Origin of the sequence: Streptomyces sp. NPDC048825 (genome assembly GCF_043198355.1) — a bacterium.
In the GTDB taxonomy this organism is placed as follows: Bacteria; Actinomycetota; Actinomycetes; order Streptomycetales; family Streptomycetaceae; genus Streptomyces; species Streptomyces xiangluensis.
The window spans coordinates 34,956-57,886 of record NZ_JBICUR010000015.1 but is presented as its reverse complement, the minus strand read 5'-3'; the positions used below and the strand labels follow the sequence as shown (position 1 = coordinate 57,886).

The 22,931-nt window shown below is 71.2% G+C and carries 21 protein-coding genes; 4 read left to right on the top strand and 17 right to left on the bottom strand.

The annotated features are described in order from the left end of the window. Window positions 1-31: 31 nt before the first annotated feature. The gene (locus ACGFNK_RS31590) at window positions 32-1,357 is read left to right on the top strand and encodes a serine/threonine-protein kinase (RefSeq protein ID WP_393421610.1); all 1,326 of its coding nucleotides are present in this window, start codon (window positions 32-34) and stop codon (window positions 1,355-1,357) included. Here ACGFNK_RS31590 and ACGFNK_RS31585 read toward each other — a convergent pair. The 5 genes from ACGFNK_RS31585 to ACGFNK_RS31565 all read right to left on the bottom strand — a co-directional run bounded on the left by ACGFNK_RS31585 (window position 1,348) and on the right by ACGFNK_RS31565 (window position 9,579). After that, the gene (locus tag ACGFNK_RS31585; protein ID WP_393421357.1) at window positions 1,348-2,166 is read right to left on the bottom strand and encodes a TrmH family RNA methyltransferase; all 819 of its coding nucleotides are present in this window, start codon (window positions 2,164-2,166) and stop codon (window positions 1,348-1,350) included. The genes ACGFNK_RS31590 and ACGFNK_RS31585 overlap by 10 nt on opposite strands. Window positions 2,167-2,230: 64 nt before the next feature. Then, the gene (gene cobA, locus ACGFNK_RS31580) at window positions 2,231-3,463 is read right to left on the bottom strand and encodes a uroporphyrinogen-III C-methyltransferase (RefSeq protein ID WP_393421355.1); all 1,233 of its coding nucleotides are present in this window, start codon (window positions 3,461-3,463) and stop codon (window positions 2,231-2,233) included. A gap of 226 nt (window positions 3,464-3,689) precedes the next feature. Continuing rightward, complete coding sequence (gene cobT, locus ACGFNK_RS31575) at window positions 3,690-7,163, bottom strand: nicotinate-nucleotide--dimethylbenzimidazole phosphoribosyltransferase (protein WP_393421353.1); 3,474 nt, start codon at window positions 7,161-7,163, stop codon at window positions 3,690-3,692. 402 nt (window positions 7,164-7,565) lie between these two features. Beyond that, a complete protein-coding gene (gene cbiE / locus ACGFNK_RS31570) occupies window positions 7,566-8,792 on the bottom strand; it encodes a precorrin-6y C5,15-methyltransferase (decarboxylating) subunit CbiE (protein WP_393421351.1) in 1,227 nt (408 codons plus the stop codon). A gap of 151 nt (window positions 8,793-8,943) precedes the next feature. Continuing rightward, window positions 8,944-9,579 (bottom strand): GNAT family N-acetyltransferase, encoded by a 636-nt coding sequence (locus ACGFNK_RS31565; RefSeq protein WP_386344644.1) that lies wholly within the window; start codon window positions 9,577-9,579, stop codon window positions 8,944-8,946. 146 nt (window positions 9,580-9,725) lie between these two features. Between ACGFNK_RS31565 and ACGFNK_RS31560 the strand changes: the two genes are divergently transcribed. Beyond that, on the top strand, window positions 9,726-10,085 hold the full coding sequence (locus ACGFNK_RS31560; protein WP_386344645.1) for a hypothetical protein: 360 nt from the start codon (window positions 9,726-9,728) through the stop codon (window positions 10,083-10,085). A gap of 54 nt (window positions 10,086-10,139) precedes the next feature. Then, the gene (locus tag ACGFNK_RS31555; protein ID WP_386344706.1) at window positions 10,140-10,523 is read left to right on the top strand and encodes a hypothetical protein; all 384 of its coding nucleotides are present in this window, start codon (window positions 10,140-10,142) and stop codon (window positions 10,521-10,523) included. On the opposite strand, the gene ACGFNK_RS31550 is transcribed toward ACGFNK_RS31555, so the two are convergent. From ACGFNK_RS31550 to ACGFNK_RS31540, 3 genes are all read right to left on the bottom strand, one after another. Further along, a complete protein-coding gene (locus ACGFNK_RS31550) occupies window positions 10,520-11,023 on the bottom strand; it encodes a GNAT family N-acetyltransferase (RefSeq protein ID WP_393421348.1) in 504 nt (167 codons plus the stop codon). The two genes, ACGFNK_RS31555 and ACGFNK_RS31550, sit on opposite strands and share 4 nt — an antisense overlap. A gap of 46 nt (window positions 11,024-11,069) precedes the next feature. Continuing rightward, window positions 11,070-11,609 carry an RNA polymerase sigma factor gene (locus ACGFNK_RS31545; RefSeq protein WP_393421346.1) on the bottom strand — a complete coding sequence of 180 codons (540 nt, stop codon included), beginning with the start codon at window positions 11,607-11,609 and terminating at the stop codon, window positions 11,070-11,072. Window positions 11,610-11,709: 100 nt separating this feature from the next. Beyond that, window positions 11,710-12,858 (bottom strand): glycerophosphodiester phosphodiesterase, encoded by a 1,149-nt coding sequence (locus ACGFNK_RS31540; protein ID WP_393421344.1) that lies wholly within the window; start codon window positions 12,856-12,858, stop codon window positions 11,710-11,712. 328 nt (window positions 12,859-13,186) lie between these two features. Here ACGFNK_RS31540 and ACGFNK_RS31535 point away from each other — a divergent pair, with 328 nt between their 5' ends. Continuing rightward, window positions 13,187-13,858, top strand: coding sequence for a lysophospholipid acyltransferase family protein (locus ACGFNK_RS31535; RefSeq protein WP_386344651.1), 672 nt, complete (start codon window positions 13,187-13,189; stop codon window positions 13,856-13,858). A gap of 163 nt (window positions 13,859-14,021) precedes the next feature. On the opposite strand, the gene ACGFNK_RS31530 is transcribed toward ACGFNK_RS31535, so the two are convergent. The 9 genes from ACGFNK_RS31530 to ACGFNK_RS31490 all read right to left on the bottom strand — a co-directional run bounded on the left by ACGFNK_RS31530 (window position 14,022) and on the right by ACGFNK_RS31490 (window position 22,874). Next, complete coding sequence (locus ACGFNK_RS31530; protein ID WP_393421342.1) at window positions 14,022-15,278, bottom strand: sensor histidine kinase; 1,257 nt, start codon at window positions 15,276-15,278, stop codon at window positions 14,022-14,024. Next, on the bottom strand, window positions 15,275-15,964 hold the full coding sequence (locus tag ACGFNK_RS31525; RefSeq protein ID WP_386344653.1) for a response regulator transcription factor: 690 nt from the start codon (window positions 15,962-15,964) through the stop codon (window positions 15,275-15,277). Before ACGFNK_RS31525 ends, ACGFNK_RS31530 begins: the two co-directional genes overlap by 4 nt. A gap of 20 nt (window positions 15,965-15,984) precedes the next feature. Beyond that, window positions 15,985-17,139 (bottom strand): trypsin-like peptidase domain-containing protein, encoded by a 1,155-nt coding sequence (locus ACGFNK_RS31520; protein ID WP_393421340.1) that lies wholly within the window; start codon window positions 17,137-17,139, stop codon window positions 15,985-15,987. Window positions 17,140-17,423: 284 nt separating this feature from the next. Beyond that, window positions 17,424-18,374, bottom strand: coding sequence for a VWA domain-containing protein (locus tag ACGFNK_RS31515; protein WP_393421338.1), 951 nt, complete (start codon window positions 18,372-18,374; stop codon window positions 17,424-17,426). A gap of 64 nt (window positions 18,375-18,438) precedes the next feature. Beyond that, on the bottom strand, window positions 18,439-19,362 hold the full coding sequence (locus ACGFNK_RS31510) for a DUF58 domain-containing protein (protein ID WP_393421336.1): 924 nt from the start codon (window positions 19,360-19,362) through the stop codon (window positions 18,439-18,441). Beyond that, window positions 19,359-20,417, bottom strand: coding sequence for an AAA family ATPase (locus ACGFNK_RS31505; protein WP_393421334.1), 1,059 nt, complete (start codon window positions 20,415-20,417; stop codon window positions 19,359-19,361). The genes ACGFNK_RS31510 and ACGFNK_RS31505 overlap by 4 nt, the downstream gene beginning before the upstream one ends. Next, window positions 20,414-20,665 carry a hypothetical protein gene (locus ACGFNK_RS31500; protein ID WP_386344660.1) on the bottom strand — a complete coding sequence of 84 codons (252 nt, stop codon included), beginning with the start codon at window positions 20,663-20,665 and terminating at the stop codon, window positions 20,414-20,416. Before ACGFNK_RS31500 ends, ACGFNK_RS31505 begins: the two co-directional genes overlap by 4 nt. A gap of 125 nt (window positions 20,666-20,790) precedes the next feature. Continuing rightward, the gene (locus ACGFNK_RS31495) at window positions 20,791-22,329 is read right to left on the bottom strand and encodes an MFS transporter (RefSeq protein ID WP_393421332.1); all 1,539 of its coding nucleotides are present in this window, start codon (window positions 22,327-22,329) and stop codon (window positions 20,791-20,793) included. Next, window positions 22,326-22,874 carry a TetR/AcrR family transcriptional regulator gene (locus ACGFNK_RS31490; RefSeq protein ID WP_393421330.1) on the bottom strand — a complete coding sequence of 183 codons (549 nt, stop codon included), beginning with the start codon at window positions 22,872-22,874 and terminating at the stop codon, window positions 22,326-22,328. The genes ACGFNK_RS31495 and ACGFNK_RS31490 overlap by 4 nt, the downstream gene beginning before the upstream one ends. Between the last annotated feature and the right edge of the window lie 57 nt (window positions 22,875-22,931).

Here is a 22,931-nt window from a genome sequence, read left to right as displayed (position 1 = left end):
TGTGCCACGTCAAACGGACCGGGCAGCGGGGATGGACATGGCGATGATGCGCCTGAGGCGCGAGGACCCGCGTGTCGTCGGCTCGTTCAAGATCCATCGACGGCTCGGCGCGGGTGGGATGGGCGTTGTCTATCTGGGCTCCGACCGGCGTGGCCAGCGAGTCGCACTGAAAGTGATCCGGCCGGATCTGGCGGAGGACCAGGAGTTCCGGTCTCGGTTCGCACGCGAGGTGTCGGCGGCGCGGCGGATCCGGGGCGGGTGTACGGCCCGTCTCGTCGCCGCGGATCTGGAAGCGGACCGTCCGTGGTTCGCGACGCAGTACGTCCCCGGGCCCTCGTTGCACGACAAGGTCGCCGAGGAGGGGCCGCTCACCGCGGCCGAGATCGCGGCCGTCGGCGCCGCCCTCTCCGAGGGGCTCGTCGCCGTGCACGAGGCCGGTGTCGTGCACCGGGATCTCAAGCCGTCGAACATCCTGCTGTCCCCGAAGGGGCCACGCATCATCGACTTCGGCATCGCCTGGGCGACGGGGGCGAGCACGCTCACGCACGTCGGTACGGCGGTGGGGTCGCCCGGCTTCCTCGCGCCCGAGCAGGTGCGGGGTGCCGCCGTCACGCCGGCCACGGACGTGTTCGCGCTTGGGGCCACGCTGGCGTATGCGGCGACCACCGACTCGCCCTTCGGGCACGGCAGTTCCGAAGTGATGCTCTACAGGGTGGTACACGAGGAGGCGCAGCTGAAGGGCGTGCCGGATGCGCTGGCACCTCTCGTACGGGCGTGTCTGGCGAAGGACCCGGAGGAGCGGCCCAGCACGCTTCAACTGTCCTTGCGGCTCAAGGAGATCGCGGCCCGCGAGGCGCAGGGGCTGAGTGCCGCCCGGCCGCCCGCGCCGCGCCGGAGCGAGGCCGAGCGGCCGACGGGGCGGCTCACCGAGAACCACCCGGACCAGCGCACCCAGCGGCGTACGCAGGGCACTCCCCCGCCGCCTCGGAACGGCACGCCGCCGCGGTCCGGGGCGCGGCCGGTGCCGTCGCGGGGCAACTCGACGCGCTCCGGCTCCGGCAGTCGGTCCACGGCGCCGCGCAGTGGTGCCGGGCGTCCGGGGCCGCGGACCACCGGAGCGGGGCGGCGGCCCGCCAATCCACGGTTGCTGCGGCAGCGGCTGTTCGTGTTCGTCGTGGTGACGCTGCTGGTGGCCCTCGGGATCGCGGCGGCGCAAGGTTGCCAGGGACCGGAGCGCGGGCTCGGCGGTGACCAGCGGCAACTCGAGCCCGTACAGCCGGAGTTCAAAGCGCAGGACCTGCCGCCGCTGATGTCCGAGCGGTACGAGTCGACGATCGAGACGCAGCCTCAGGGCTGAGGGCGCCCCGTCGTGACCGCGTAGAACGCGACCGCGGCGGCGGCCCCCACATTCAGCGAATCCACCCCGTGTGCCATCGGGATGCGGACCCATTCGTCCGCCGCCACCAGGGCCTGGGTGGACAGGCCGTCGCCCTCCGCGCCCAGCATCAGGGCGACTCGGTCCATCCGGTGCGGGGCCACCTCGTCGAGGCTCTTGGCCTTCTCGTCCGGAGTGAGCGCGAGGAGGGCGAAACCCGCCTCGCGGACCGTCTCCAGGCCCTTGGGCCAGGTGTCGAGACGCGCGTACGGGACGGAGAAGACCGCGCCCATGGAGACCTTCACGCTCCGGCGGTAGAGCGGGTCCGCGCAGTCCGGTGAGAGGAGGACCGCGTCCATGCCCAGGGCGGCGGCGGAGCGGAAGATCGCGCCGATGTTGGTGTGGTCGTTGACCGACTCCATGACGACCACCCTGCGGGCCGTCTGGAGCAGATCGTCGGGGGTCGGCAGCGGTTTGCGCTGCATGGAGGCGAGGGCGCCGCGGTGCACGTGGTAGCCGGTGACCTGCTCGGCGAGTTCGGGGCTCACCGCGTACACCGGGGCGGGGAGTTCGTCGATGACGTCGCGCATGACGTCGACCCACTTGGCGGAGAGCAGCATCGAGCGCATCTCGTAACCGGCGTCCTTGGCCCGTCTGATGACCTTCTCGCCCTCGGCGATGAACAGGCCCTCGGCGGGCTCGCGCTTGCGGCGCAGCTCGACGTCGGTCAGGCCTGTGTAGTCGCGCAGGCGCGGGTCGTCGGGTTCCTCAACGGTGATGAGATCGGCCACAGGGTGATACTGCCTTGTCCTGGGTGCGGTGCCAACGGCTCGGACAGGGTTGGGTTACCCCGGGTTACGCGGAGGTCTCCGGGCCCACGTTCACCACGTCGCCGATGACGATGACCGCCGGGGGTTTCACGTCCTGGGCGCGTACGGTCTCTGCCACCGTTTCGAGGGTCGCGTCGACCCGGCGCTGGGCGGCCGTCGTGCCCTCCTGGACGAGGGCCACGGGGCTGTCGGCCGGCTTGCCGTTGCCGATCAGCGTGCGTGCGATGGCGCCGATCTTGTCGACGCCCATCAGGACGACCAGGGTGCCGCGGAGCCTGGCCAGAGCCGGCCAGTCGACCAGGGAGCGCTCGTCGTCGGGGGCGACGTGCCCGCTGACGACCGTGAACTCGTGGGCCACCCCTCGGTGCGTGACCGGGATGCCCGCGGCGCCCGGGACCGAGATCGAGCTGGAGATGCCGGGGACGACCGTGCAGGCGATACCCGCCTCGGCGAGCGCCTGGGCCTCCTCCATGCCACGGCCGAAGACGAAGGGGTCGCCGCCCTTGAGACGGACCACGGACTTGCCCTGCTTCGCGTGCTCGATGAGCGCGTTGTTGATCGCTTCCTGGGCCATGAAACGGCCGTACGGGATCTTCGCCGCGTCGATCACCTCGACGTGCGGCGGGAGTTCGGCGAGCAGGTCGCGGGGGCCCAGGCGGTCCGCGATGACCACGTCCGCCTCGGCGAGAAGGCGACGGCCGCGGACCGTGATCAGGTCCGGGTCGCCGGGGCCGCCGCCGACCAGGGCGACGCCGGGGGTGCGGGTGCGGTGGTGCGGGGCCACGAGGGTGCCGTCGCGGAGGCCTTCGACCACCGCGTCGCGGATGGCGGCGGTGTGGCGGGGGTCTCGGCCTCGGGCGTTCGTCGTGAGTACGGCCACCGTGACGCCTTCGCTGTGGCCTGTCGCGGGGGTCCAGGCTGTGGCTGCGTCCGCGTCGTCGGAGCGTACGCACCAGACGCGGTGGGCCTCTGCCTCGGCCGAGGCTCTTGTGTTCGCTTCCGTGTCGCTGGTGGCGATGAGGGCGTACCAGGCCTGGGCCAGGTCGCCCTCCTCGTAGGGGCGCCTCTCCCAGGTGAGTTCGCCTGCGTCTGCCATTGCCTCTACGGAGGGGGTGGCTGTTGGGGATACGAGGTGGATGTCCGCGCCTGCTGCGATCAGGGCCGGGAGGCGGCGCTGGGCCACCTGGCCACCGCCGAGGACTACTACTCGGCGGCCGGTGAGGCGGAGGCCTACGGGGTAGGCGGGGTGTTCGGCCATGGAGGTGCGGCTCCTCATGCGGCGGTGCGGGGGCGGGGCCCTGCGGCTCTGGAGCGCCCCTGACATGCGGATTTTAAGGTGCGGGGTGGTGGGTGGCTGGGGCGGGTGGGTTTTCTTTCCCCACGCCCGTCCCTTCCCGAAACCGGGGGCTCCGCCCCCGGGCCCCCGGTGGGGTGGGTGGGCAGCGCTCTTGGGCACAGACCACCGACTCCGGAGTCTGGTTCGCTTACTTCTCGGTTACCCCTGCCGAGTCGAACGTTGCTACCTCGTGCATTGCTCTTGCTGCGCTTTGGACCATGGGGAGGGCCAGTAGGGCGCCTGTGCCTTCGCCCAGGCGGAGGTCCAGGTCTACCAGGGGGCGGAGGCCCAGTTTGTTGAGGGCGGCTACGTGGCCCGGCTCGGCGCTGCGGTGGCCTGCGATGCAGGCTGCCAGGACCTCGGGGGCGATGGCGCGGGCTACCAGGGCGGCGGCGCCGGCGCTTACGCCGTCCAGGATCACCGGCGTACGCAGGGATGCGCCGCCCAGCAACAGGCCGACCATCGCGGCGTGTTCGAGGCCGCCGACCGCGGCGAGGACGCCGATGGGGTCGGCGGGATCCGGCTGGTGGAGTTGGATGGCGCGGCGTACGACCTCGGTCTTGCGGGCCAGCGTCTCGTCGTTGATGCCGGTGCCGCGGCCGGTGACCTCGGAGGGGTCGGTGTCCGTGAAGACCGCGATCAGGGCGGCGGACGCGGTGGTGTTCGCGATGCCCATCTCACCTGTGATCAGGGCCTTGTTGCCCGCGGCCACCAGGTCGCGGGCCGTGTCGATGCCCACCTCGATGGCCTGCTTGACCTCCTCGCGGGTCAGCGCGGGGCCGGTCGTCATGTCGGCGGTGCCGGCCCGGACCTTGCGCGGCAGGAGGCCGGGGGTCGCGGGCAGGTCGGAGGCGACTCCCACGTCGACGACGCAGACCTCGGTGCCGACCTGGCTTGCGAAGGCGTTGACGACCGCTCCCCCGCCCAGGATGTTGGCCACCATCTGGCCGGTGACCTCCTGCGGCCACGGGGTGACGCCCTGGGCGTGCACACCGTGGTCGCCCGCGAAGATCGCGACGGCGGCCGGTTCCGGGATCGGGGGCGGGCACATCCGGGACAGACCGCTCAGCTGTGCGGAGATGATCTCCAGCATGCCGAGGGCGCCCGCGGGCTTCGTCATGCGCTTCTGGCGCTCCCACGCCTCGCCGAGCGCCTTCGCGTCCAGCGGGCGGATGTTGGAAACGGTCTCGGCGAGCAGGTCGTGCGGCTCCTCGCCGGGCAGGGCGCGGCGGCCGTACGTCTCCTCGTGGACGACCCAGGACAGCGGGCGGCGCTTGGACCAGCCGGCCTGCAGCAGCTCGGGCTCCTCCGGGAATTCGTCCACGTAGCCCACACAGAGGTACGCCACGACCTCCAGGTGCTCGGGCAGGCCGAGGGTGCGGACCATCTCGCGCTCGTCGAAGAAGCTGACCCAGCCGACGCCGAGGCCCTCGGCGCGAGCGGCCAGCCACAGGTTCTCGACCGCGAGAGCGGAGGAGTACGGGGCCATCTGCGGCTGTGTGTGGCGACCCAGGGTGTGACGGCCGCCGCGGGTCGGGTCGGCGGTGACGACGATGTTCACCGGGGTGTCGAGGATCGCCTCGATCTTCAGTTCCTTGAACTGCTTCGCGCGGCCCTTCGGCAGCGACTTCGCGTACGCGTCGCGCTGCCTCATGGCCAGTTCGTGCATCGTGCGCCGTGTGTCGGCGGAGCGGATGACGACGAAGTCCCAGGGCTGGGAGTGGCCGACGGACGGCGCGGTGTGCGCCGCCTCCAGTACGCGGAGCAGTACCTCGTGCGGGATGGGGTCACTGCGGAAGCCGTTGCGGATGTCGCGGCGCTCGCGCATGACGCGCAGGACGGCCTCACGCTCGGCGTCGTCGTAGCCGGGCGCGGCGGGGCCGGGGGACTCGCGTACATCCGCTGCGGGGGCCGTGCTCTCCTCCTGCTCGCTCTGTTCTGCCTGCTCAGCCTCATCGGGCTGGTCGGCGGCAGCCAGGGTGTCCAGGTCCTCCGCCCGCTGAGCTGCTACGGGCTGCTGCTGCTCCGGGGCCTCGGCATCCTCGGCGTCCTCAACGGAGGGCTCTGGCACGGGAGTTGCCTCCGGTCCGGCGACGGCAGGTTCAGCCTGGTCGGTCTGTTCGGCCTCGCGGGGAGCCGGGAGCGTGACCACGGGGTTCTCGGGGGCCGGGGGTTCGGCGGTCTCCGCGGCGGCGGGTGCGGGCTCCTCCTCGGCGGCCGGTGCCGGTTCCGCCTGAGCGGGGTGTTCTGCCTCCGGGAGGGGCGGGAAAGTCATGGCGTGCGGGGGTGTCGGGGCGAGGTGGGGCGTCGTCGGGATGGTGCCTTCGACGGGCACGAACTGGCCGACGGGCTGGCCCGCTTGGGCTTGCTCAGGGGCCTGCGCGGGTACGGCGGCGTCTGCGGGCGTGACCAGCTGCGGCTCGGCGGGATCCGGGGTCGGGGCGTCGGACGGAGCCGGCGCCTCCGCATCATCCGTGAACTGCGCGGCTTCCTCGGTGACCACGGGCTGTGCCACCTCGTCCGCGCCGGTGACCGGGGCCTGCGGCTCGGCTTCCGCGAGCTGCTCGGCGTACTCCGGGAACTGCGGTTCGGCGGCGTGCGCGGGCAGTTGGGGCTCGGGCGCCGGCGGGAAGTGCGAGACCGCCGGTGCGGGCTGGAAGTGCGCGGCTTCGGCGTGGTCTGCCGTGTGCGGCGCCTGCGCGGGAGCCTCAAGATGTGCGGATTCCTCATACTGTGCGGGTTCCGCGTACTGAGCCGGTTCCTCGTACTGTGCGGGTTCCGATGCCCGGATCGCGTCATCCGGGACCTGCGCAGCCTCCGGAGCGGGCTCCTGCGGGAACTGCTCGGCCTCCGGGCTCTGCGCAGCCGCAAGCGCGAACTCCTCCGCGGCGTCCGGGACTCCGGCCGGGCCCGTGACCTCGGAAGCTTGTACGGACTCCGTCACCGGCACATCGGCGGAAGCCTGCGCGGCTTCGGAACTCTGGGCGGCATCGGCACCAGCAGCCCCCTCACCAGCCGCCTCCTCAACGGCCTGCGGAGCGGCAACCTCCTGGCCCACCCCGGCCTGAGGAACCTCACCGATCCCCACGCCTTCGGAGCCCTGCCGCGCTCCGTCGCCATCCTCAGCACCACGGACGACCGTTTCTGCAACACCCACCTCAGGGCCCGCCTGGGCCTGGACTCCCCAAGGCGTCGCCCCAGCCGGACCACGGTCGGCCAGCGAGCGCACCGGGCTCCCGGCGCTGTCCGGTGTCGGCGGACCGAGGTGCAGCGGACGACGGGCTGCGGGCGGCTGTGGCGCGGACTCAGGAACGGACGCAGGGGCGCGCTCGGGCTCCGGCAGCCGGACCCCTCCCAAGTCGACCGAGCCGCTGTCCCGGCCCGACATCTCGTGCGGCCCGGGCTCGTGCACAACCTCGGGGACGGGATCCGGTGGTGGCGGAGGGACCTCGTTGCCCCAGGCGCCCTGGGCGCCCGGCAGCAGCAACAGGTCTTCGTGGTCCTCGGCGGAAGTCTCGGAGAGGTAGGAGGGGTACGCACCCGGCGCCTGGGCGCCCGGCTGCTCCACCACGCCTGCGCTCTCCGGCAGTCCTTCGCCCGGGACCTGGCCGGTGTCGGTCATGCGTACCCCTCGCCCATCGGTTTGTGCTCTACGACCTGCTCGTCCGGAGCGGTGCGTCGACCGCCCGCAGTGAAGAACGAGCATGCGTGCCGGGCGGCACGAACGGCCAGTCGACAAAGCCATTAACAGGCATTGTCGCGGTCGGCCGGTCACCATGGCAGCGTGATCCGCCATGGCCCGCTGTGGACTGCGCCACGTTTGCGCGCCCTCCGGTCCGCCGTACCACACGCACCCCAAATCGGGCCCGTTTTCCGGACATTGACCGACGAAATTTCGGACAAGCCGACGCAGTACAACGGTCGGCCAGCCTACCGCGAGCGGTACGACAACAGGATCACGGGGCGCTATCGGGCATCCCGCCCGTCGCCCGACCACCACCCCTCAACGAGGCTCCCCCAGTGCTTAACGCCTGGGGGTACCCCCATCGCGCCGCACCTGCTTGCCTGTAAGCAGGAAAGCAACGCTGCGTTCCTTCTCCGTCCAGGCGCGGGTGTCCAGTTCGACGGACTGCAGAAGCGCGCACTCGACCTGATAGCCGTGCTCCGTCAGGTCCCTGCCGATGAGTTCGGCCGCGTCGCGTGTCGCGGCGTGCGTGACGATCCGCTGGGGGCGCCGGTCGGCGACGGCGGAGACCACCGCGGCGCCCCCGCCCCCGACGCGTACGACATCGGGTTCGGGCAGGTTCTCCAAGATGTGCGGCGCGGTGCCCTGCACGATCTGGAGCTGTACGCCGAAGCGGCGGGCGGCGTCCATGGTGCGGGCGCAGGCGTCCCGGTCGCGGTCCACGGCGATGACCCCGGCGCCGCAGCGCGCGGCCTCCGTGGCGAAGGCGCCGCTGCCGGAGCCGATGTCCCATACGAGGTCGCCCACGCGCGGCCCCAGATGGGCGAGTTGAGCGGCTCGCAGCGGCTCGTTCTCGCCCTCGCCGACCGCGCCGCCGTACGCCTCGGCGGGCAGGGCCCAGCCGCGCGGGCCGGCGCCCGGGTCGCGTCCGGCGATCCAGCCGCCGCGTTCGGCCGGGGCGACGGGTCCGCCCATGACGATGACCACGTTCGGGTCGCGCCAGGTGTGGTCGGCGGCCTTGTCGGAGGTGAGGATCGTGACCTGTTCGCGGTTGGTGCCGAGTTCCTCGCAGATGACGAAGGTGCGGTGAACCCCTTCGAGCAGCAGGCCGAGTTCGGCCGGTCCGGCACCGGGCGACGTGAGGACGGCGACCTTGGTGTGGGCGCGGCAGACGTTCACGGCGCGTCGCAGGGTGCGGCGGTGGGCGACGACCACCTGGGCATCGTCCCAGGGCATTCCGGCACGGGCGAAGGCGGTGGCGACCGAGGAGACGGCGGGCACCACTTCGACCTCGAGGCCGAACTCGGGGGCGCGCAGGGTGCGTACGACTCCGAAGAAGCCCGGGTCGCCGTCGGCGAGGACCACGGCGCTGCCGCGGTGTCCGGCGATACGGCGGGCGGCGAGGCCGACGCTGCCGAGCCGGATGCGTTCGGCGGCCAGGGGCACTTCGGGCAGCGCCAGGTGATGGGCCGCGCCGGCCACCAGTGTGGCGGCGCCGAGTGCGGAGCGCGCCGCGTCGGTCAGTGGCGAGCCGTCCCAGCCGATCACCGTGACCCGGTCGGCCATCGTCGTCAGTCTCCTGAAGTCTTCGCAGGTCGTGTGGTGATGGGGGTCCCCCCGCTCGAGCGAAGCCGAGAGTGGGGGAGTGCGGAGCCCCGTGAGCGTACCTGGTGACTTGTGGTGATGTGGGTGGGGGTCGCGGCGGCCGCCCTTCCGTTTAGTTCCAGTCGGAGTACGTGAAACCGCCGGAGTCGGCGGACTCCTCGCCGACGCCGTCGAGGTCTTCGGGGAGCAGGCTCCACACTATGTAGTCCGTACGCAGGTCGGCCCAGCCGCCGTCCTCCGTGCGGGTCCTGGCTATACAGGCACCGCGCAGGACGCCCTCGCTGATACAGCCGATCTTCTGGGCGACCTGCTGGGAGGCGGTGTTGTCGGCCGCCGTACGCAGCTCCAGGCGCTCGAACTTCTGGTCGCGCAGCAGCCATTGGGCGGTGGCGAGCGCGGCCTCGGAGGCGTAGCCCTCGCCGCGCGCCCAGGGCGCGATGATGTACGACATTTCGGTGGCGCGTACATGCCAGTTGGCCTTGCTCAGCTGGATGACGCCGACCAGACGCTGGGTGAGGAACTCGGTGACGGCGAGGGCGATACCCCGGCCTTCGGTGCGCTCGACGGGTGCCTCGTCGGTGACCCAGGTACGGGCCGCACCCTCGGTGAAGGGCTGGGGCACCGGCGTCCAGGCGACGACCAGCTCGTCGTTCATCATCTCGGTGAGCGCGGGAACATCGTCGTCCTCGAGAGGGCGCAGCACCAACCGCTCCGTGCTGAGGGAGATGTCGGGGAAGGTGTTCGTCATGCGCCGCTCCGTAACCTTCAGGGACCGTCGGGCCTGCTGAACTGCCCAGCATGCAGCATCAGCGCACCGAACTGCACCACGGGGCGGTCAGGAGCACGGGCCGGGGCGAGGGCGCCGCCTCTTTTGGCCCGTAATAGGGTCTGAGCATGCTTGATGCCCTGACGTGGGCGACCACCGTCGCCGCGCTCGTGCTCGCCGCGTGGTGCGGCTGGGCCGCCTATCGCGACCAGCCGACGAAGGACTGGCACTTCATCGGTATGGCGGTGGTGTCACTGCTCGCCCTGGTGCAGATGGTGGTCGGGATCGTCCAGCTGGCGCGCGGTGAGAAGCCGGAGCAGGGCACGACGATCTTCGTGGCGTATCTGATCGGCGCGTTCGCCTGCATCCCGGCGGCGGGCTTCATGTCGCTTGCGGAGCGCACCCGTTGGGGCTCGGTGACGGTCGCGGCCGGTGGTGTGGTGCTCGCCGTGCTTCAGGTGCGGCTCTATGACATCTGGGGAGGCTGAGGACCTGTGGCCGAGGAGAAGCCCGCGCGGACGCGGCTCATCAGCGGTCCGGGCATGCTGCTGGTCTGGCTGTACGGCGTGATGGTCGTCGGCGCAGTCTCGCGCTCCGTCGTGCAGATCGCGACGGAGTTCGACAAGGCGCCGCTCGCCTACTCGCTGTCGGCGGTCGCCGGCCTCGTATACGGCTTCATCACGTACTCCCTGGTCCGCGGCGGCGAAACGGCCCGCAAGGCGGCGCTGGTGTGCTGCGCCGCCGAGCTCGCGGGCGTACTGACCGTGGGCACCTGGACCCTCGCGGACCCCTCCGCCTTCCCGGACGCCACGGTGTGGTCGGACTACGGCATGGGGTACTTGTTCATCCCCGTACTGCTCCCGGTCACGGCGATGTTCTGGCTGCGCAAGGCGCGTACCAGGGCGCCTGCCGCGGAGCGGAGCTAGGCACTCGCGACGAACGCGCCCGCCTCCACCGGCTTGGCCAGCGTCACCAGCGTGAGGCGCTCGTGGATGCGCCGCCTGGCCACGGCCTCGTAGCCGTGCCTCCGGTAGAGCTGGAGGTTGTGCTCGCTGCGGTGCCCGGTGAACAGCTGGAAGCTCTTGACCGCGCCGCCCTCGGAGAGCTTGGCCTCGATGGCGTGGAGCAGCCGTCCGCCCAGGCCGTGCCGCTGCATGCGGGGGTGAACGATGAGCTTGTCGATGCGCGCCGTCCCGTCCGCGTCCACGGAGCCGCGCACCGAGGCCACCACCTCGTCGCCGAGCCGGGCCGCCAGGACCGTGCCGCTCGCCAGTTCCGCCTTGAGGGAGGCGAGGCTCTGGGTGAGGGGCTCGATGCTGTAGTCGCCGTACAGCTCGGCCTCGCTCTGGTAGCAGAGGAACTGCAGTTTGAGGATCTGTTCGGCGTCCTGCTCGGTCGCCCCCGAGATGGTCACGCTCATGCCCATGTGTGCATGCCTCCCGCTCACCTGTTCCGCCGGTTGTCCCTCACTCCTATCCCCGCGGTTCGTCGGCCGCAACCTCCGCGGTGAGCATTCGACGCAGACATCCCAGGCATCTGGAACGTTCCGGACCAAGACTGCCCTGTGAGATACCCAACTCCCCTGCGATCTCCCGGTATGTCAGGTCTTGCGGGGACAAGAGGGCAGCCATCAGACGCGGGCAGCGGCCGGGGAGCCGGCGTACGGCGGAGTGCAGGGCGCGGCGCCGGGCCGCGGTGAGCGCGAGCTGCTCCGGGTCCGGGCCGCTGTCGTCGGCGGGCTCGGTGGCGTACGGCAGCTCGATGCCGGTGGTGCGACGGGTGCGGCGGGCCTCGGTGCGGACGGCGATGCGCAGCCAGTCGGCAGGGTCGGAGGGCGGACCGTCCTCGTCGAGGCGCTCCAGGAGCCGCAGCCAGACGGCCTGTTCGAGGTCGCCGGGCTCGACCCCGGAGGCATGCGCCTCCGCGGATGCCTCGGCGGCGAGCAGCGGGCTCAGCGCGCCGACCATACCCATGGCGGACATATACGTGGCAGCCATATCCGTGGCAGACATGTCATGCGTCATATGCGGCACGACCCGGCCGCCCCGGGAGAGGTTGCCCGGAGCGACCGTTTATCACCCCAACTGCTGCATCGTGGCTCAGCCGTTGACCTCAGCCGTTGACGAAGTCCTCGCGGGCGAGGAGGCCGGTGTCCGGGTTGTCGGTGAAGACGCCGTCGATGCCGGTGGCGAAGTAGACCTCGAAGGCGCCGAAGACGTCGCCGTAGGCGTTCGGGTCCGCGCCCTTCCTGAAGTCCGCGGGCAGGAAGCTGTTCTCGTTGCGCATCGTGTACGGGTGCAGGATCAGCCCCGCGTCGTGCGCGTCGTCGACCAGGGTGGTCGGCCTGGTGAGCTTGCCGCTCGCGTCCCTCGGGATGATCAGGTCGAGGGTGGGGCCGAGGCCTTGCGCGTACGAGGCGATCCACTTCAGGCCCTCGGGCTTGACGAGGTCGGCGACGGTGCGCGGGTCGCCCGCCTGGACGAAGTCCCAGGGACGGCTGTTCGCGGAGGACAGCAGCACGACGAGCGGGTTGTCGACCAGCTTGTTCAGCCGCTGGATGCTGCTGGGCTCGAAGGACTGGAGGAAGACGGGCGAGTTCTTCTTGTGCTTGCCGTACTTGCGCAGCAGCTTGGCGAGCCGCTCCTCCAGGCCGAGGCCAAGGCCGCGGAAGTAGGTGGGGTGCTTGGTCTCGACGTGCAGCCACACCTCCTTGCCGCGCTTACGGCTCTCCCGCTCGGCCCAGCGCAGGACCTCCTCGAAGGTGGGGACGTCCCAGCGGCCGTCGTACAGCGTGTTGTGCGGGCGGTTGCCCGGGATGCGCTCCTTGGCGCGCAGCGTCTTGAGTTCGGCGAGCGTGAAGTCCTCGGTGAACCAGCCCGTGAAGGACACGCCGTCGACGCTCTTCGTGGTCTTGCGGCCGGCGAACTCGGGGCGGCTCGCGACGTCGGTGGTGCCGGTGATGTCGTTCTCGTGGCGGCACACGAGGTGGCCGTCCTTGGTGGGGACGAGGTCCTGCTCGATGACGTGCGCGCCCATGTCGAGGGCCAGTTGGTACGCGCCCAGGGTGTGCTCCGGCCGGTAGCCGCTGGCCCCGCGGTGCCCGATGATCGTCGGCACCGGCAGGCTCTTGTAGCCGCGTTCGGCGGCTGCGGCCGTGCCGGGCAGTCCGATGGCCGCTCCTCCCGCACCCAGCACCGCGGCCCCGAGCAGCGCCCGCCGTCTCGTGCCCCGACCCTGCTCGTCCAACCCCTGCGTCCCCATGAGCGCTCCTCCGGTTGCTGCCCTGCACCTGCCAAATCCGGACGATCGTAGGTGCCCTTGGGTGACGGATGGGAGACCTGGGACGGAATACACGGATGATGCTGAGTGTCGTATCAGGTGCCGGAGTTGGGGCACCCGGGCCTGATGGATGCGGCATTTGTCACACATCTCGTCCAGGTGTCGGGCGTGCAACAGCGCGCCACCCCAGGTAAACAAGTAGCGACAGTGCGTATCCACTGCGTGAACCCGGTGTGCAATACCCCGGGTGCCGCGAGTATCGTCCTCACCTGCAGAGACTCTTCTCTTTCCCTTGACACCGGAGGGCCCGTTGTCCCGCTTCGCGCTCATCAAGGCAGTGCTCGGACCGATCATGCGCCTGATGTTCCGCCCACGAGTGGAAGGCGCGGAGCACATCCCTGGCTCCGGACCGGTCATCCTGGCCGGCAACCACCTCACGTTCATCGACTCGATCGTGCTGCCGCTGGTCTGCAACCGTCAGGTCTTCTTCATCGGCAAGGACGAGTACGTCACCGGGAAGGGCCTCAAGGGCCGCCTGATGGCCTGGTTCTTCACCGGTGTCGGCATGATCCCGGTGGACCGGGACGGTGCGAACGGCGGGGTCGCGGCGCTGATGACCGGCCGCCGGATCCTGGAGGAGGGCCGGATCTTCGGCATCTACCCGGAGGGCACCCGCTCCCCCGACGGCCGCCTCTACCGCGGTCGTACGGGCATCGCTCGCCTGACCCTGATGACCGGCGCGCCGGTCGTTCCGTTCGCGATGATCGGCACCGACAAGCTCCAGCCGGGCGGCGCGGGCATGCCGCGCCCCGGGCGCGTCACGGTTCGCTTCGGTGAGGCGATGGAGTTCTCGCGGTACGAGGGCATGGATCGCGACCGGTACGTGCTGCGTGCCGTCACCGACTCGGTGATGGCGGAGGTCATGCGTCTGTCGGGGCAGGAGTACGTCGACATGTACGCCACGAAGGCCAAAGCGGCGTAAGCGTAAGCGCCTCCGCTGGGTTGGGCTGGGGCGACTAAGCACCGGGAACTGCAAGTTATTTGTCGGCTGCGGGTTCGTCGTGGCTGGTCGCGCCCGCGCGGCGGAGCCGCAAATTGAAACAGCCCCGCGCCCCTTAAGGGGCGCGCCCCTGAACGTCGCGCAGTCAGGTGGGCCTTTCTTCTGGTGGTCCGCCGTCCACGTGCTCGACACCCGGTGCGGGGAACCACAGGACGAACGTCGAGCCCTCTCCCATCCGGGAGAACAGGCGGACCTGGCCGCCGTGGGACTCCACGATCTGGCGGACTATGGCGAGGCCCAGTCCCGCGTGGCGGTCGCGGCCGCCGCCGTTTCCCTTCGCTCGCCAGAAGCGGTCGAAGACTCGTACCTGGTCGTCGTCGAGGATGCCGGGGCCCTCGTCCTGCACCGACGTCCACAGCCAGCCCTCCGAGCGGCCTGCCGCGATGGTGATTCGGGTGCCGGGCGGAGCGAGTCGTACGGCGTTGGAGAGCAGGTTGCCCATCGCCCGGCGCAGCGCGTCGTGGTCGCCGATGACCGTCAGGCCCGTGGCAAGGTTGCGGTGCAGGACGAGACCGCGCTCGGCGGCGAGCGGCGCGAACTCCTCGCAGGCCTCGCCGGCCGCCGCGGCCAAGTCCACGTCGGCGTCGGCGAGCGCGGGCGCGGTACGGCGGGCCGTCGCCAGCAGGTCCTCGACCAGCCGGGTCATACGCGTCGTCGCACGGTCCACGCTGCGGGCGGCGGCCCTGCGTTCCGCCTCGTCGGACTCCTCGGTGGTCAGCACCGCGTCCAGGTTGGCGCGGATGATGGCGAGCGGGCTGCGCAGTTCGTGCGAGGCGTCGTCGATGAGCTGGCGCTGGGCGCGGAAGGCCTCGTCCAGCCGGTCGAGCATGGAGTCGATGGTGTCGGCGAGGTCGCGCAGCTCGTCCTTCGGCCCGTCGAGCCGGATGCGCTGCGAGAGGTCGGTGGCCTGGATGTCGGCTGCCGTACGGGAGATGGCCCGTACGGGACGCAGCACGCGGCCGGAGAGGATCCAGCCGATGGCGAGGCTGGTGACGCCGAGGCCGCCGAGGACGAAGAAGGAGGAGCGGCGGAGGTTGTCCAGGGTGGAGTAGTTGACGGCGGCCTCGACCTCCTTGAGCTTCACGGCGTCGAACTCGCCCATGTAGACGCCGTTGATGTACTTCTTCGCCGGGAACGAATTGCTGACGGGGTGCGCCTCGCCGCTGCGCTCGACCGCGATGTAGGTCGCGCCGAGGACGAGGGCGGTGAGGACGAACAGCAGGCCGGAGTAGAGGACGGTGAGACGGAAGCGGATGGTGTGGGTGAAGGCGGGCAGGCGCAGCTTCGCCCGCACGAGCCGGAGTGCGGCGATCAGCCGGCCCCGGCGGCGGTGGCCGTTCATCGCGCATCCTCCCTGAGCCCGTTGTCCTCCTTGAGCCGGTAGCCCTGCCGGATCACCGTCTCGATGAGGGGCTCCTCGTCTCCGGTGATCTTCCGGCGCAGTGAGCCGACCGTGACCCGCACGGTGTTGGTGAACGGGTCGGCGTTCTCGTCCCAGACGTGTTCGAGCAGTTCCTCGGCCGGTACGACGCGGCCGGGGCGGGTCATCAGGTAGTGCAGGACGCCGAACTCCTTGGGGGTGAGGTGGAGTGGGCGGTCCCCGCGGAAGGCCTCGAAGCGGGCAGTGTCCAGGCGGAGTTCGCCGACCTCGACGACCGAGGTGCCGCCGTCCTCGCGGCGCAGCAGGGCGCGGATACGGGCGAGGAGCTCGGGCAGCATGAAGGGTTTCACCAGGTAGTCGTCGGCGCCCTCGTCGAGGCCGCGGACCCGGTCGGCGAGCCGGTCCCGGGCGGTGAGCATCAGGATGCGCGGTCCGCCCGGCGTCGCTCGTGCCGCCCGGCACACCGAGAACCCGTCGCCGTCCGGCAGATTGAGGTCGAGCAGGACGAGGTCGTAGTCGTTCACGGCCAGCTTCTCCGTGGCCGTGTCGACGTCCGGGGCGACGTCGACGGCGTACCCGGCCCTGACGAGGCCGACCTTGAGCGCGACGACCAGGTCTTCTTCGTCCTCGACCACCAGGAGCCTCATGGCTGCTCCACTCCCTGCCGCTAACTTCCGTCGATGATCGCCTGCGCGGCTTCCCTGGCGTCGGCCACCGGGATCGCGAACCCGATCCCTATGGAACCACCGCGTTGCTGGTCCAACGTCGCGATGGCCGTATTGATGCCGATGACGCGCCCCCTTGCGTCCACCAGGGGTCCGCCGGAGTTCCCCGGGTTGATCGACGCGTCGGTCTGCAGGGCGGGGCGTCGCTCGCCGCCCTCGCCGAGCCGTACGGAGCGGTCCAGGGCACTGACGATGCCGGAGGTGACGGTTCCGCTCAGGCCCAGCGGGGAGCCGATGGCCAGGACGGTGTCGCCCACGCCGGGCCGGGCGCCGGTGGCCAGATCAGCGGCGCGCAGACCGCGTGCCGTCTCGGGTTCGAGGACGGCCACGTCGTTGGCGCGATCATCGCCGAGCACGTCCGCACGAAGCCGACGGCCGTCCTGCAGCTCGATCGACACCTGTGAACTGCCCGCCACCACATGGGCGTTGGTAAGGATCCGGCCACGCTCGTCGAAAACGAACCCCGAGCCCTGCCCGTCGTCCGTCTGGATCGACACCACACTGGGCAGCACCCGCGCGGCGACGGCTTCAAGCCCACCGACGTCCTGCGCGGCGGCGGGCGCGTCGGAGTCCGACTCGCCGAAGCCCCCGGCCGCGTACCCCGCGGCCCCACCCGCGAGCACGGCGGCGATCACCGCCGCGACGACCGGCCGCGGCTTACGGGGAGCCCGCTGTGCCGGTGCCTGCGGAGTGGCGTACGGGGACGCATACACCTCCGGTGTGCGATCCGCCTGCGGCAGCGGCCCGAAGGCCGGCGGCGGCCGGCCCGGCACGAACGCGGGCCCGCGGGGCTCGCCGAGGCCGACATGCGGGGGGTCGGCAGGCCCACCCGAGGATGGGCCGCCGGCCTGAGCGCCCGGCTTCGCACCGGCGTCCGGCTCGTGCGACGGCGCGACCGGGTCCGCGCCGCCGACGCCCGCGCCGTCGAAGGGGCCGCCGCGCGCTGCGGCCAGACCGGGGTACCGGTCGCCGCCCTCCGGCCTCGACCAGCCGTCGTCCGCACTTCCGGCGTCACCGTACGGATGGCCGCGGCCGTCGGGCCCGGGGCCCGGAGGGGCCGCGGGTCCCGGGTGGCCGGTGTATCGGTTGTCGGACACGAAAGCTCCTCCTTGGTCACGGACCGGAACGGGAACTGGTCGGGGCCGTAGTGAGCGGACTTGCCGAAGTCCGGTGCGGTACCGAGCCCCTTTCGAGGCGCGGGGCGGCGACACATGCGCCCCTGCCGCGCGGGCGTGACCCGCGCCGCATAAAGGGGCGCGGGGCTGTGACATATGCGGCTCCGCCGCGATGGGGGTCCCCCCGCTCGAGCGAAGCCGAGAGTGGGGGGAGCGACCAGCCACAACGGACCCGCAGCGTCGAACCGCCCGAACCCGGCCGAGCGTCACGGCAACCTCGAGAACCAGAGCAGAGACGTCGCTGCGGCGGCAAGTGCCGCAAGCAGCCCGGCAGCCACAAACCACTGCCAGACCTCGCGTTCCTCCGTGCGGTGCCCCACGGAGCTGCCGATGTCCTCGTACACCGCCTGGAGTTCTTCTCCTGTCGCGGCTTCGTGGAAGTCGCCGCCCGTGCTGGAAGCGAGGTTCTCCAGAGCGGGGCCGTCCACAGGGACGGGGATGCTGTCGCCCGAGGGCAGCTCGATGGTGCCCCCTTCCGTGCCGTACGCGATCGTCGAGACCGGAATCCGGTCGCCGGCCGCCTCTCGGGCCGCCTCTTCGATGGAGCGGCCCGTGGTGTTGGAGCCGTCCGAGAGGAGCACGATGTGCGCGGGCGGCGGGCGCCGCTCGGCCTCCCGGTCGAGCATGCGCACGGCATCGCGCGAGGCCACGACGGCCTCGCCGATCGCCGTACCCTCGCCGGTGGTGAGCCGCTCGATGGCGGTGCGCAGTGCGGCCCGGTCGGTGGTCGGCGGCACCGCCACGTTCGCGGTGCCGCTGAAGGGGACAAGCCCCGCGTTGAAGCGTTCGGGCAGCCGGTCGACGAAGGCGAGGGCCGCCTGCTGGGCCGCCTCGAAGCGGGTCGGCTCGACATCGGTGGCCTCCATGGAGGCCGAGACGTCGAAGGCGACGACGATCGTGGCCCGTTCGCGCGGTACCTGAACGTCGGTGGTGGGCCGGGAGAAGCCGACGATCAGCAGGCAGAGCATGGCGCAGAAGGCGGCCGCGGGGACATGCCGGCGCCAGCCGGGCTGCTTGGGCGCGACCTTGTCCAGCAGATCGAGGTTGGTGAACCGGACGGCGTACCGGCCGCGTCGGCGCTGCACCACCAGATAAACGGCGATCAGCCCGAGCAGCGGCACCAGGAGCAGCAGCCAGCCGGGGGAACGCAGACTCATGGCAGCTCCCGGAGGACGGATGCGGACGGCGGTGATGTGTCCCTCACCTGCGCGGGCCGGGCGTTCACGCGGCACCGCCTCCGGCCCTGCGCCGCTGGGCCGCGACATGGCGTACGACATCACGCACCCAGTCGCGATCCGTGCGCAGCCGCAGATGAGCCGCGCCCGCCCGGCGTATGGAGGCCTTGATCAACGCCCGCTGTTCCAGCGCCGCCGCGGCGTACCGCTCGCGCAACCGCCGTGCGTTGGTGGGTATTTCACGCTTGCGGCCGGTCTCGGGGTCGACGACGGTGAGCAACCCGACGTCGGGCAGCTCCAGTTCGCGGGGGTCGACCGTCTCGACCGCGAGCAGCTGGTGGCGGTGGGCGATGATGCGCAGCGGCTGCTCCCAGCCGGTCTCCAGGAAGTCGGAGACGACGGCGACTAGGCCGCGGCCGGGCAGGGTGCGCAGCGCGTACAGGGCGTCGGCGAGGCTCTGACCGGCGGCGGCCGGGCCGGGTGCCACGCGGGGACGGTCCAGGGCGGCGCGCAGGACTCTGAGGAGGTGGGCGCGGCCGGTGCGCGGCGGGATCCGCCGGATACCGTCGGGTCCGGTGATCTGGGCGCCGATCCGGTTCCCGGCCCGCTCGGTGAGGAAGGCGACGGCCGCGGCGGCGCCGACGGCCAGATCCCGTTTCTCCATGTGCGCGGTGCCGAAGTCCATGCTCGCGGAGGCGTCGAGCACGATCCAGGTGGTCAGTTCACGGTCGGCGAGGGTGAGCCGGACGTGCGGGACGGTGGTGCGCGCGGTGGCGCTCCAGTCCATCCGGCGTACGTCGTCCCCGATGACGTACGGACGGGTCTCGGACACCTCGCTGCCGGGACCGGGCACCAGCCCTGTGTGATCGCCCTGGAGGAGGCCGTCGGGGCGGCGGGTGAAGAGCAACTCCAGGTGCTTCAGGGCTTGTTCGGGGGTGAGTTCGCGCAGGCTCGGAGTGCTGCCGCTCATGCCGCGTTCCCCTCCGGGTCGGGCCCGAGGTCGTGGCGTGGACTGACCCGTGGCTGCTCCACCGCGGCCAGCACCTCGTCGACGATCTCGGCTCCGGTGACGCCGTCGGCGAGCGCGTCGAAGGACAGCACGAGCCGGTGCGCGATGACCTCGTGGGCCAGATCGTGTACGTCCTCGGGAAGGACGTAGCCCCGGCCGCGCAGCAGGGCGAGCGCGCGGGCGGCGGCGACCAGGCCGAGGGTGGCGCGAGGTCCCGCACCGTGCGCCAGCCGGCCGTCGCGGCCCGCGAGTTCACGGGTCGAGACGATCAGCCGTACCGCGTACTCGGCGATCGCGTGGTGCACGAACACCTCGTCGGCGGTGCGCTGGAGCGCGATGAGCCGCTCCGGGGTGAGGACGGGGCGCGCCCGCGGCGGGTCGACGCTCATCCGGTAGAGGATGGCGAGCTCTTCGGACTCGCTCGGGGCGGCGATCTCCACCTTGAGCAGGAAGCGGTCGCGCTGGGCTTCGGGGAGTTGGTAGACGCCCTCGGACTCGATGGGGTTCTGGGTGGCGAGTACGAGGAACGGCTCGGGGACGGGGATGGTGGTGCCGCCGATGGAGACCTGGTGCTCGCCCATCACTTCGAGGAGCGCGGACTGCACCTTGGCGGGGGCGCGGTTGATCTCGTCGGCGAGGACGAAGTTCGCGACGACGGGGCCGGGTTCGACGGTGAAGCTCTCACTGGACTGCCGGTAGATCCGGGTGCCGGAGATGTCGGACGGTACGAGGTCCGGGGTGAACTGGAGCCTCGCGAACTTTCCGCCCGCGACCTCGGCCAGGGTCTTCGCGGCGAGCGTCTTGGCGACACCCGGCACGCCCTGCAGCAGGCAGTGCCCACGGGCCAGGACCGCGGTGAACATCCGCTCCACCATGCGGTCCTGGCCGACGATCACCCGCTTGACCTCGAAGAGCGCCTCCTCGAGAAGCTTGCCTTCCCGGCCGTCGAAGCTCTCACGGCCGTCAAGGCTCTCGCGGCCCTCGTGGCCTCCAGGGGACGGGAGTGCGGCGGTCACAGCGCTTCGGCGGGATCGCCCGTGGACTCGGACGGGCTGCTGCCGCCGGTCCCGTCCTTCTCGGGGCAGTCCTCCCGGTCGTAGAGGCTGGTTCCGCTCTTGGACGTGCCTTCCTCGACGACGAACTCGACCTTGTCGCGCGGCGGTTCGTCACCGTCGGCGGCGATGGCGACGCCGCCTCCGGCCAGACCCGCGGCGGCCAGCATGGTGGCGGCGACGAAAACTGTCTTACGGGTACGACGTGTCATGGTCGGTGGCTCCTTCAGCCGTGTGGGACGACATCGGGTACGCGACCAAGACCATCAGGTGAAGGCGAAAGCGAGCTTAAAGGAATCCCTGACCAGGTGATTCGAGCTGTGCACCGGCACGGCGCCTACGGGTGCTCCGCCCCGCCCTCCAGCCGCTGCCCCCGCAGCAGGAACCACGCCGCCACCGCCGCGCCGAGCAGCACCACCGCGCCGGCGCCCGCCGCGAACGCGAGCCCGTCGACGAAGGCCGCGCGGGCGGCATCCAGCAGCGCCTCCGCGTTCGGCAGGCCCGCCGTCGCCTCCACCGCACCGCCCAGGGACTCGTGTGCCGCGGCGGCCACCTCCGGGGGCGTACCGGCCGGAGCTGTGAAGCCGGCGTACACGCCGGTGACGATGGAGCCGAGGAGCGCGATACCGAGGGCGGCGCCGAGTTCGTACGCCGTCTCGGAGACCGCGGACGCGGCGCCCGCCTGCTCCTTGGGCACGCTGGAGAGGATCACGTCGGCGGTCACGGTGAACGAGAATCCCGCGCCGACGCCCACGAACAGCAGCGCGCAGCCGAGCAGCGGGTAGCCGGTGGACTCGCGCAGCAGTGTGAGCGTGGCCAGCGCGAGGCCGATCGCGGCGAGCCCGCACGCGACGACGGAACGCACCGAGTACCGGCGCGCCACCGTGCCTGCGATCAAACCGGCCGCCACCGCGCCCACCGCGGCGGGCAGTTCGGCGAGACCCGCCATCAACGGCCGCATCCCCTGGACGAGTTGCAGATACTGCGAGAGGAAGAAGACCAGCCCGGACAGACCGAGAATGGTCAGCAGATCGGCGAGCACGGCAGCCGAGAAGCCACGGTGGCGGAACAGCCGCATGTCCAGCAGCGGTGAATCCAGGGCGAGTTGACGGCGCACGAAGCCGAAGAGCGCGACGCCGCCGAGCAGACCCGCCGCAGCCGCTTGCCCGCTCACCCCGTGCGCGGCGGCCTCCTTGACCCCGTACACGATGCCGACCATGCCGACGAGGGACAGGAAGACGCTGCTGAGGTCCCACGGGCCGGGCTCGGGATTGCGGGACTCGGGCAGCAACTTCATGCCGACGAGAACGAGGACCGCCATCACGGGGAGGTTGATGAGGAAGACGGAGCCCCACCAGAAGTGCTCCAGCAGGAATCCGCCGCCGATCGGGCCGATCGCCACTCCCGCGGAGGAGGTCGCACCCCAGATGCCGATGGCTAGGCTGCGTTCACGCGGATCGTGAAAGAGGTGGCGGATGATCGCGAGCGTGGCGGGCATCAGGGTCGCGCCCGCGACGCCGAGCAGCGCCCGCGCCACGATCATCAACTCCGCAGTGCTCGCATAGGCGTTGAGCACGGAGATCAGACCGAACGCGACCGAGCCGATGAGCAGCAGCTTCTTACGGCCGATACGGTCACCGAGGCTGCCCATCGAGACAAGCAGGCCGGCGATCACGAACGAGTAGACGTCACCGATCCACAGCAGCTGCGTGCCGGACGGCTTCAGGTCCTCGCTGATGTACGGGGTGGCGAGCCCCAGCACGGTCGCGTCGACGGCCACCAGCAGCACGGCGAGGACGAGCACGGCCAGCGCGAGCCAGCGCCCGGGGCGCTTCTCCACCGCCGTCGCCGCCGTCCACTGCTGCGTGCTGGTCATGATTCCCTCCGGAGTGCGCCGCCGAGCAACAGCTCGACGATCATGTGGTGAAAGTCCTTGGCGGCGACCTTGCCGCTCAGGACGACCCAGGCGCCGGACGCGATCAGTCCGAACAGCGCCTCGGTGAGCCAGGCCGGGGTGAGGTCGATACGGAACTCGCCGCTCTCCTGGCCACGCCGGAAAAGGGCGGCGATCTGGGCGTCGAGCCGCTCCCAACCCTCGTTCTGCTGCTCGCCCTCGAAGAGCTGGTTCTCCGTGTAGAGGAAGGAGAGCAGTCCAGCGACGGGCTCGATCTCGCGCACCAGCCGGCGTACGGCCTCGCTCGCGGGCCCGTCAGCGATCCGCGCCGCGTCCAGCGCGGCCTCGCACTCCTCGATGCCGAGGGCTTCGAGGGCCCGGACGAGCGCGTCCCGTCCGGCGAACTGGCGGTGCAGCGTGGCCCGGCTGATCCCGGCCGCCTTGGCGACCTCGTCCATCGTGGCGGTGGACTTACGGGTGAGCAGCGCGGCGGCGCTGCGGAGTACATGTGCACGATCGACAGCCATGAGACGACGATAACTCATGTGAGACATTGATGTCTCATTCAAGGCGTACGTGACTCA